Annotated in this window: 10 protein-coding genes; 7 read left to right on the forward strand and 3 right to left on the reverse strand. The window is 61.3% G+C overall.

What is annotated here, in order from left to right; all coding sequences use genetic code 11:
- Positions 1 to 189: 189 nt before the first annotated feature.
- From A9D60_RS04200 to A9D60_RS04230, 7 genes are all read left to right on the forward strand, one after another.
- Positions 190 to 1206 (forward strand): C4-dicarboxylate TRAP transporter substrate-binding protein, encoded by a 1017-nt coding sequence (locus tag A9D60_RS04200; protein ID WP_065266444.1) that lies wholly within the window; start codon positions 190 to 192, stop codon positions 1204 to 1206.
- Positions 1207 to 1287: 81 nt separating this feature from the next.
- A complete protein-coding gene (locus A9D60_RS04205) occupies positions 1288 to 1938 on the forward strand; it encodes a TRAP transporter small permease subunit (RefSeq protein ID WP_065266463.1) in 651 nt (216 codons plus the stop codon).
- 5 nt (positions 1939 to 1943) lie between these two features.
- Positions 1944 to 3347: a TRAP transporter large permease gene (locus tag A9D60_RS04210; RefSeq protein WP_065266445.1), complete on the forward strand. Its 1404-nt coding sequence runs from the start codon at positions 1944 to 1946 to the stop codon at positions 3345 to 3347.
- A 546-nt stretch (positions 3348 to 3893) separates the two neighbouring features.
- Complete coding sequence (locus A9D60_RS04215) at positions 3894 to 5129, forward strand: hypothetical protein (protein WP_141117811.1); 1236 nt, start codon at positions 3894 to 3896, stop codon at positions 5127 to 5129.
- Between the two features lie 275 nt (positions 5130 to 5404).
- The gene (gene dusA / locus A9D60_RS04220; RefSeq protein WP_065266447.1) at positions 5405 to 6397 is read left to right on the forward strand and encodes a tRNA dihydrouridine(20/20a) synthase DusA; all 993 of its coding nucleotides are present in this window, start codon (positions 5405 to 5407) and stop codon (positions 6395 to 6397) included.
- Between the two features lie 87 nt (positions 6398 to 6484).
- Positions 6485 to 7339: a sulfite exporter TauE/SafE family protein gene (locus A9D60_RS04225; protein ID WP_065266448.1), complete on the forward strand. Its 855-nt coding sequence runs from the start codon at positions 6485 to 6487 to the stop codon at positions 7337 to 7339.
- A gap of 4 nt (positions 7340 to 7343) precedes the next feature.
- The gene (locus A9D60_RS04230; RefSeq protein WP_065266449.1) at positions 7344 to 8141 is read left to right on the forward strand and encodes a hypothetical protein; all 798 of its coding nucleotides are present in this window, start codon (positions 7344 to 7346) and stop codon (positions 8139 to 8141) included.
- 618 nt (positions 8142 to 8759) lie between these two features.
- Here the strand turns inward: A9D60_RS04230 and A9D60_RS04235 are convergent.
- From A9D60_RS04235 to A9D60_RS04245, 3 genes are all read right to left on the reverse strand, one after another.
- Complete coding sequence (locus tag A9D60_RS04235; RefSeq protein WP_065266450.1) at positions 8760 to 8993, reverse strand: DUF1289 domain-containing protein; 234 nt, start codon at positions 8991 to 8993, stop codon at positions 8760 to 8762.
- A gap of 3 nt (positions 8994 to 8996) precedes the next feature.
- Complete coding sequence (gene ruvX, locus A9D60_RS04240; protein ID WP_065266451.1) at positions 8997 to 9470, reverse strand: Holliday junction resolvase RuvX; 474 nt, start codon at positions 9468 to 9470, stop codon at positions 8997 to 8999.
- The coding region (locus A9D60_RS04245) for a tetratricopeptide repeat protein (protein ID WP_368072340.1) at positions 9467 to 9770 on the reverse strand (304 nt) is incomplete at its 5' end. The genes ruvX and A9D60_RS04245, both read right to left, overlap by 4 nt.

Here is a 9770-nt window from a genome sequence, read left to right on the forward strand (position 1 = left end):
CTGCGCCTGCGGCATATTGTGCCGCCGCAGTAAATTTACGGGATGCAAGGCACGCGCGAGTCGCTGCGTCACCTTGGCCGCCGGGGGGCTTGGCAGGGCGCATCCCTGCCGCTAGCCTGACTGCCAAGCGTCCAAGCCGGAATTCCTTTTCCCGGCAGCCACAAGGGCGCAATTCGGGAGAGTTACATCATGAACAGATTTCTGACTGCCGCCGTGGCGGCTGCTGCGGGTTTTGCCATCGCCGGGGAGGCTGCGGCCACCGAGTGGAATGTGTCCCTGTGGGGCAAGCGCCGCGCCTTTACCGAGCATGTGGAGAAGCTGGCGGAGCTGGTCTCCGAGAAGACCGGTGGCGAGTTCACCCTGAACATCAGCTATGGCGGCCTCAGCAAGAATAAGGAAAACCTTGACGGCATCTCCATCGGTGCCTTTGAGATGGCGCAATTCTGCGCCGGTTACCACCGCGACAAGAACCCGACCATCACCGTGCTGGAACTGCCGTTCCTGGGGGTGAACACGCTGGAGGAGGAAGTGGCGGTCAGCCATGCGGTCTATGCCCATCCGGCGGTGCAGGCGGATCTGGCGCGCTGGAATGCCAAGCTGCTGATGACCTCGCCGATGCCGCAGTACAATATCGTCGGCACCGGTGAACCGCGCGATGAGCTGGCCGAGTTCAAGGACATGCGGGTGCGCGCCACCGGCGGCATCGGCCAGGCGTTCTCCGCCGTCGGCGCTGTGCCGACATCGGTGACCGCGACAGAGGCCTATAACGCGATGGAATCCGGTGTTGTCGACACCGTCGCCTTTGCCCAGCACGCGCACCTCAGCTTTGGCACCATCAACAAAGCCGACTGGTGGACTGCCAACCTGAACCCCGGAACCGTGAACTGTCCGGTGGTGGTGAACACCGATGCCTATGATGCCCTGAGCGACGCCGAGCGTGAGGCATTGGACAGCTCGGTCGAGGAGGCGATTGCCCATTACCTGGAGAACTACGGCGCACTGCTGACCAAATGGGACGGCGTTCTGGCTGAGAAGGGTGTCGAGAAGGTGATGATCTCCGACGACCAGCTGGCCGAGTTCCGCAAAGTGGCAGCCGACCCGATCCGCGCCAAGTGGATCGAGGACATGAGTGCGCAAGGATTGCCGGCGCAGGAGCTCTATGACCTGGTGCAGAAAACCCTGAGCGACGTGCGCTCTGGCAGCTGAGGCTGACAGAACTGGAAGGGGCCGGGCAGGGCTGCACCGGCCCCTTCTGTCTTTGACGATGCGGAAATAATGGGGCAGGGCATGGCAGGCAGCGCGGCGGTGCTGGAGGATGGCAGCCTGATCAGCAGGCTGGACCGGGGATTGCTGAAGGCAGAGCAGCTGCTGGCGCTGCTGAGCGGGCTGGCGGTGTTCTCCCTGATGATCCTGGCGGTGGTCTCGGTCGGCGGGCGTAATGCGGCCAATGCGCCCTTGCCCGGATATGTCGACTGGATTGAGCAGATCATGCCGCTGATTGCCTTCATGGGCATAGCCTATGTGCAGCGGCAGGGCGGCCATATCCGCATGGACATCTTCATCGGCGCCCTGAGGGGACGGGCGCTGTGGCTGTTCGAGCTGGTCTCGGTTGTGCTGATCCTCTTGCTGATGCTGGCGTTGGTCTGGGGCAGCTGGTCGCATTTCCTGCGCTCCTTCGACTTTGCTGCACCGCTGTGGAGCCGCGACAGCTCCATCGATATCGGCCTGCCGATCTGGCCCGCCAAGCTGCTGGCGCCGGTGGCCTTTGCGGTGCTGGCCCTGCGGCTGCTGTTGCAGGTCTGGGGCTACGGGCGGGCGCTGGTGCTGGGGCTGGAGGCGCCTGTGGCGGTGCCGCTGATCCAGAGCGCGGCAGAGCAGGCGGCGGCTGAGGCGGATCAGATGCAAGGCCATGACGCAAATGGCAGCGGGCAGGGGTAAGGCAGATGGAACCGATTGAAATCGGCCTGTGGGTCACGGGCGGCCTGCTGGCGATGGTGGTGCTGGGCATGCGGGTGGCCTTTGCGGCCGGCATGGCGGGGCTTGCGGGCCTCATCTGGATCTTCTGGGCCAAGTTCGGCTATGATCCGGCCCGGTTCGGCAAGGCGCTGACCATCGCCGTCAAGACCGCGGGCCAAGTGCCGCATTCCAAGGTCTCCAGCCAGGCGCTGAGCCTCATCCCGACCTTCATCCTGATCGGCTACCTCGCCTATTACGCAGGCCTGACCCGCGCGCTGTTCACCGCCGCCAAACGCTGGATCGCCTGGCTGCCGGGCGGGCTGGCGGTGTCTACCGTCTTTGCCACCGCGGGGTTTGCCGCGGTGTCGGGGGCCTCCGTGGCCACCTCAGCCGTCTTTGCCCGCATCGCCATTCCGGAGATGCTGGAGATCGGCTATGACAAGCGCTTTGCCGCGGGCGTGGTGGCAGCGGGCGGCACCCTGGCCTCGCTGATCCCGCCCTCGGCCATTCTGGTGATCTACGCCATTATCGTTGAACAGGATGTGGGCAAGCTGCTGCTGGCAGGTTTCATCCCGGGCGCCTTTTCGGCGGTGATCTATGGCCTGCTGATCGTTGGCATCGCGGTGGTCTTCAAATCCGTCGGCCCGCCGGTCAAGGGCTTCACCTGGGGCCAGCGGTTCGCGGCGCTACCGGGTGCGCTGCCCATCGTTCTGGTGGTCGTGATCATCATCTGCTTTGTCTACAACCCCTTTGGCGGCGATGCTTGGGGCACCCCGACCGAAGGCGGTGCCATCGGCGCCTTCATCGTGTTCCTCTATGCGCTGAAGGAGGGGATGAAATGGGCGGAGCTGAAGTCGGCGCTCTTGGAGACCGCCAAGCTCACCGTGATGATCTTCACCATCATCTGGGGTGTTTTGATCTATGTGCGCTTCCTCGGCTTTGCGGATCTGCCTGGGGCGTTTTCGGAATGGATCACCTCGCTGACCCTGAGCCCGATGCTGATCCTGATCTGCATCCTGCTGGCCTACGCGGTACTGGGCATGTTCATGGACGCCATCGGGATGCTCTTGCTGACCCTGCCGGTGGTCTACCCGGCGGTGATGGCGTTGAATGGCGGCGAGAACGTGGCCGCGGCGGACAGCGCATTCGGCATGAGCGGCACCATGTGCGCGATCTGGTTCGGCATCCTGGTGGTGAAAATGGCCGAGTTCTGCCTGATCMCCCCGCCGATCGGCTTGAACTGTTTCGTCGTGGCAGGCGTGCGCCCTGACCTGAGTGTGCAGGACGTGTTCCGCGGCGTGACGCCGTTCTTCATTGCCTATGCAGTGACAATTGCCCTGCTGGTCGCGTTCCCGGGAATTGTGCTCTACCTGCCATCCTTGGCAGGCTAGACTAAGGGTGCAAGGGAAGGGCGCTCAGGGTTCACCAAAGCAGATAGCTGCGTCGAACCCGCCTTTACATGATCCCTGCCTGCCAGAGCCAGCCGCCGGCCTCAAGCATAACAGCCGTATCCCCGCCATCGGGCGGGGGCCCGCGGCGGTTTTGCTTGATCCCGCCCCCTGTCTCCGGCCGCCCGTCCTCACGCGAAGGCGGCTCCGAAGCAGATCGGCTTGGCAGAGGGCGGCGCAGGGCCTATATGGCGCGGCATGAAAGATTTTGCCCCCCTGCACCAGGCTGCGCGCCTTTCCGTGGCGCCCATGATGGACTGGACCCGCCTCCGAAATTAGTATCTTTAATTCAATAGGTTGGACGAAGTTGTTATTTCGTGTTGTTCCAAATGTTGTTCCAAGCAGCCGGAGCCGGAAACTGAACCAAGCGGTCCAAGCTCGAAAAAGAGATTGCGCGATGGTTCTGAACGGGGGGTGCTACTTCGGTGTTGCCAAGCAGCGTCGGGTGGCTAAGTGTCGAAAAGCACAAACTCTAAAGGGGCATTTTTAGTGAAGGTTTTCTATTCTTGGCAGATGGATGCTCCCCGCAAAACAAACAAAGATTTCATCTATGGGGCTTTGATCCGTGCCATCGGCAAACTGAGCGATGAACTGGAGGTCGCAGAAGCGGAGCGTGGGGAAATTGAGGTTGACCAAGACACCCAAGGTGTCTTGGGGTCGCCCGATATAGTTCGCGTTATCCTTGAAAAAATAGCTTCATCAACCGTGGTTGTAGCCGATGTGTCATTGGTCGGTAGAGGGCAGGGCGACAAGAAGCACATCAACAGCAATGTTGCTATCGAGCTAGGGTATACCTACGGGAAAGTCGGTGACGAAGCAGTTTTGAAAGTTATGAACACGCATTACGGCGAAGCGCACGAACTGCCTTTCGATCTGCGAACGCGCCGTCACCCGGTGAAGTATTGTCTTGAACCCGGCGCTGACACAGACGCGATTGCGTCTGAACAGAAAAAACTGGCAAGCCAACTTACCGGTATCTTGAAGTTGTATTTGAATCAGCGTTCATCTGCACACGGTCTCCATCACGTTGAAACACCTAGCGTCAATCGGCGCGGTGCGTATTGGTCGCCTAGTGAAGTCATCGTCCCTGAACGCAGTCCTTATGTTCGAAACGACGCATACTGCAACGAACCGGGCCTGATTTATTTCCGCTGTATACCCCATCGTGTACTGCCGGAGCTCACCTCTCGCGAAGCTTACGATGCCACCAGCGATCTTTGGCCGCTGTTGTCTGAAGGAGGGTGCAGTAGATCACGGAATAAGTGGGGTGCGATTTCGCACTGCATTGCTCGAGATGGCGACTTCTTGGGTTTCACGCAACTCTTAAAAAATAGAGAAATCTGGGGGGTGGACGCGTACTACGCTAACCTAACAACTACACCTGAAGACGACGAGGAACCTAAACGTTTCATTCCAACTGGTGCGGTAATGCGAAAGTACCCAAGGGCTATTAGCAGTATTCTTAGGACTGCGGAAAGCCTTGGGTATGGTGAAAAGTACACCGTGGAGATGGGGGTTTCTGGGGCTTCCGGACTGCTCTTGGCAATAAGCAAGGGCTACTGGGAGAGCTTTCCTGGGCCGATTTATGACGATGACGTGTTTGTACGCAGGACCATAAACAACGGTCACCCCGTTGGCGAAATATTGAATGCGTTTTGGGAGAAGTTGTTTTCGGAAGCTGGGAGAGAAGTGCCTGCCGAACTGGTTTGGCAGCCTGAAGACTGATCGCTGTATCTTCAGTTAATGACTGGTGTGTTCTGCAGCTTTGGTGCTTGAACCTGTTCCCCAACGTGAGAAGAGAACGGCCGGCGGTGCCTGATCCGGTATCAGAAGCACATTCTCTGTCCCATTCCTTATTGGACCGACAGGCGGAACAACACCGGGCATTTCGGAACAACTTCAGTTGTCCCTACTAGATATAGTGGCTAATAAACCTTGGCTTTATGTGCTAAATCAGGGCTTGACTCTCTCGGAGTAATGCGTAAGTGTCTGAAAAATCGATGAAAAAACTTCATCAAGCAGCGCGACTTTCCGTTGCGCCGATGATGGACTGGACCGACCGGCATTGCCGCTATCTGCACCGGCTGCTGAGCCGTCAGACGCTGCTGTATACCGAGATGGTGACGGCGCCGGCGCTGGTGCGCGGCGGGGCGCTGCATTTGCTGGAGTTTAATCCGCAAGAGCACCCGGTGGCGCTGCAATTGGGCGGTTCCGATCCGCAGGAATTGGCAGAAGCCGCCCGGCTGGGCGCGGAGGCAGGCTATGACGAGATCAACCTCAACTGCGGCTGTCCCAGCGACCGGGTGCAATCCGGTGCCTTTGGTGCCGTGCTGATGCAAACGCCGGAGCTGGTGGCCGATTGCGTCGCGGCGATGCGTGAGGCGGTGGATGTGGAAGTCACTGTCAAATGCCGCATCGGCGTCGATGAACAGGAGCCGGAACAGGTGCTGCCTGACTTCCTGGAAAAGATCCGCGCCGCGGGCTGCCAGCGGGTGACGATCCACGCGCGCAAGGCCTGGCTGCAGGGGCTGTCGCCCAAGGAGAACCGGGACATCCCGCCGCTGGATTATGATCTGGTGCACCGGATGAAAGCGGCGTTTCCGGACCTGCATGTCTCGATCAACGGCGGCATTGCCACGCTGGCGGAGGCCAAGACACATCTGGACCGCGGCCTCGACGGGGTGATGGTGGGCCGGGCGGCTTATCACCAGCCTGCCGATGTGCTGTGTGCGGCCGACCCGGAGATCTACGGCACCGGCGCGTTGAGCGATGCGGGCGAAGCGGTGCGGCAGATGCTGCCCTATATCGAGGCGCGGCTGACCGAAGGTGCCAAGCTGAACCAGATCACCCGGCATATGCTGGGGCTGTTTGCGGGCAAGCCGGGGGCGCGGCAGTGGCGGCGGATGCTGTCCGAAGGCGCTTGCAGGGCCGGGGCCGGGCCTGACCTGGTGATGGAAGCCCTGGCGCAGGTGGAAAGCCGCGCGGCGGCGTGACGCGGCGCCTCACGCGCGAGTGTCTTGTGCAAGCGGGCTGCGGCGGCTAACCCTTTGCCGCAGACGCAAAAGCCCGAGGTGCCCTGCATGACTGATCCTGCCTTGACCGCTGCTTTGTTGCCAGAACCCGTGCTGCTGATGCAGATGGCGGCTCTGCTGGTTGTGATCGGCGCCTTTGCTGGCGTGCTGGCCGGCCTTCTGGGCGTTGGCGGCGGCATCGTGCTGGTGCCGGCCTTTTTCTATGCCTTCCAGACCCTTGGCTATGGCGGCGACCAGCTGATGCAGATCTGCCTCGCAACCTCGCTTGCGACAATCATCGTGACCTCACTGCGCTCTGTCATGAGCCACAACAAGAAAGGCGCGGTGGATTGGGAAATCCTGCGCACTTGGGGGATTGGCATTGCGTTGGGTGCCGTTGTGGGCGTGCTGGCTGCTTCTGCCCTGCGCTCTACCGTGCTGCAAGGCGTCTTTGGCGGGCTGGCGCTGGTGATCGGCTGCTATCTGGGGCTGGGTAGGTCCGAGTGGCGGCTGGCCGAGGAAATGCCCAAAGGGGCCAGGCGTATGGTGCTGTCGCCTGCGGTTGGGTTCCTGTCTGTGCTGATGGGGATTGGCGGCGGCAGCTTTGGCGTTCCGCTGATGACCCTGCACGGGGTGGGGGTGCACCGGGCGGTGGCGACCGCTGCCGGATTTGGCGTGATCATTGCGGTGCCCTCAGTTGCGGGGTTCCTGCTGCTGGAGGTGGACCCGGCCGCGCGGCCGCCTTTCACCATCGGAGCAGTTAACCTGGTGGCGTTTTTTATCGTGATTGCGATGACACTGATCACCGCGCCTTACGGCGTCAAACTGGCCCATGCGATGGACCCGAAACCGCTGAAGCGGGTGTTTGGCGCATTTCTGGTGCTGGTGGCGCTCAATATGCTGCGCAAGGCTTTCGGGTACTAAGACAATGAATGAGCAGTTCGAACAGTTACAGGACAGGGGCTGGGTGCGCTTTGCCCATGACCCGCAGGTCGCCGCCTGGGCGGCGGATGCGTTGCGTCACGGCATCCGGTCTCTGGACGACCCGGCCTGTGCGGAGTGGTTCCAGTGCGAGCGGACCTGGTTCATCGGCGTCGATGCGCTGCCCAATGATGCCGCCGGGCGTTTGCCGGACGGGCCGCCGCTGGCGGGTGCCCCTGTCGATTTCATCATGCATCACATCGGGCCGATTCCGGATCTGCACCGGGCGCAGGTGTCCTCGGTCTTTCCCGGTTATCCGCGCCCGCGCCCTGGTGAGGGCGAGGCCGCCTTCCGCTACCGCGTCAAACGCGACGCGGCGCATGTGGACGGGGTGAAGATGTATGGCGAGCACCGCCGCCGCAAAGTGGAGGAGCCGCATGCCTGGGTGCTGGGCATCCCGCTGAATGACAGCAGCCCCGATGCCGCGCCGCTGGTGATCTGGGAAGGCAGCCACAGGATCATGCGCCGCGCCTTTGCCGCCGCATTCGAGGGGGTGCCGAAGGAAGGCTGGGCGGATGTGGATGTGACCGATGCCTATACCGCCGCCCGCGCAGAGGTGTTTGAGACCTGCCCGCGGATCACAGTGCACGCCAAGCCCGGCGAGTCCTATCTGATGCATCGGCTGTGCCTGCATGGGGTTGCGCCCTGGAGCGAGGGGGCAAGCGCGCCGGAAGAGGGACGGATGATTGCCTATTTCCGCCCGGAGCTGGCGGATTGGACCAAAGGGTGGCTGGCGGAGGGGTAGGAGGCCCGGCGGTTTGGTATGTCCTGTGTGGCTGTTCGCTCGAGGAGACCGCCGGACTTCCGCTGAGCGTCAAAAGTCAGTTTTCTCGGAAGAGACGCTGCCTATTTTTGCTCAGAAGTGGAGTGAACGAGGCTTAGAGGGCGCCGCTATTCACGCCATTTACATAGGCGCGAAGCAGTGCAATAGCCAGTCCCAGAGCCGCTACCAGAACGCCCGCAACCAGTTTCCAATTGCTTCCAGTCTTACGTCCGTACATGAACAAACCAACTCCACCACCACAGACAATCCAGCCCATTGCTCAAATCCTTTTTTGATAACTGACGGCAACCTATTGGGGGGGGGCGGGCGTATGCTGTCAATTCATTCCATGATTGTTGGGTGGAAATTTTCTCGTTCCGGCGAAAGTTGTTAACTGCCTGATCTGAATGAGAGAAATGGCGGCAACCAGCCTCGCTTCAATAGGTCAGCAATCCTACCCCAATGTTTCGCGCGCGAAACATTGGGTCAGTGCTTATTCCGCATGATTGACAAGCGGTTACCTCACCGCGCGCCGCATTGACTTTTTGATAAGGCATGCCCGGGAAGCTCAAAACCGGTTCCCACTTTTGAGCGGCATGCTTAGCTGCGCTTTAACCTTGCGCTGCGGCCGCCGCGGCGCTTGACCAGTTTGCTGGCGCGGGCGGGGAGGTCGTTCATGATGCCTGCGCGCTCCTCGTTGGTCATTTTCGACCAGTCGCGGATTTCGTCGATGGAGCGGTAACAGCCGGTGCAGATGCGGGCCTCGGGGTGGACGACGCAGATCTTGATGCAGGGGGACTGGATCTCGTCCCGTTTCCAAACGTCGTCAGTCATCAGTCACCCGTTCTTCAAATGCCGCATCCGATCCAATGCGCCTTGCAAGATATAGGAGGCCGCAACGTGGTCGATAACCTCTGCGCGGCGTTTGCGTGTCGTATCTGCTTCAAGAAGCGCTTTTTCTGCCGCCACAGTGCTGAGGCGTTCGTCCCAGAAGGAGATTGGCAGATCGGTGAGCTGGCCCAGATTGCGGGCAAAGGCGCGGGTGGATTGGCAGCGGGGGCCCTCAGACCCGTCCATGTTGCGGGGCAGGCCGAGGAGGATGCCGCTGATATCGCGGGCTTTGATGATTTCCAGCAGGCGCGCGGCGTCTGCCGAGAACTTCTTGCGCTTCACGGTTTCCAGGGGTGTCGCCACAGCGCCGATGCGGTCGGAGACGGCTACGCCAATGGTCTTGGTGCCCAGGTCCAGCCCCATCAGCGCGCTCATCGGCGGCAGGGCGGCGGCGAAATCTTCGAAAGCGTCGTGGATCATTCTGTCAGTCCTGCCTGGGCGGCGATGGTTTCCAAGAGCGCCAGAGCCTCTGCGTCGGACTCAAAGGCGCTGCGGGCCTCGTCATAGACGGTGCGGGCGCGCTCAGTTTCGCCAAGCACTGACAGGGCGCCGATCAGGCGGGCCCATTCCTCGGCGCTGCCGCCTTCGGTTGCCAGCCGGTCGGACAAGCGGGTGACCATGCCGCGGATCATCTCCTGCTGTTCTTCGGGGGTCAGTTCGCTGGCGCCAGCCATGTCTTCGGCACTGGGGCCGGGCAGGGCGGGGGCGGTGCCGCCGCCC

This window comes from Leisingera sp. JC1 (assembly GCF_001679925.1).
In the GTDB taxonomy this organism is placed as follows: domain Bacteria; phylum Pseudomonadota; class Alphaproteobacteria; order Rhodobacterales; family Rhodobacteraceae; genus Leisingera.

Coding starts and splice junctions, on each gene's coding strand:
- A9D60_RS04200 (WP_065266444.1), top strand. CDS start 190: ATGAACAGATTTCTGACTGCCGCCGTGGCGGCTGCTGCGGGTTTTGCC.
- A9D60_RS04205 (WP_065266463.1), top strand. CDS start 1,288: ATGGCAGGCAGCGCGGCGGTGCTGGAGGATGGCAGCCTGATCAGCAGG.
- dusA (WP_065266447.1), top strand. CDS start 5,405: ATGAAAAAACTTCATCAAGCAGCGCGACTTTCCGTTGCGCCGATGATG.
- A9D60_RS04225 (WP_065266448.1), top strand. CDS start 6,485: ATGACTGATCCTGCCTTGACCGCTGCTTTGTTGCCAGAACCCGTGCTG.
- A9D60_RS04230 (WP_065266449.1), top strand. CDS start 7,344: ATGAATGAGCAGTTCGAACAGTTACAGGACAGGGGCTGGGTGCGCTTT.
- A9D60_RS04235 (WP_065266450.1), bottom strand. CDS start 8,993: ATGACTGACGACGTTTGGAAACGGGACGAGATCCAGTCCCCCTGCATC.
- ruvX (WP_065266451.1), bottom strand. CDS start 9,470: ATGATCCACGACGCTTTCGAAGATTTCGCCGCCGCCCTGCCGCCGATG.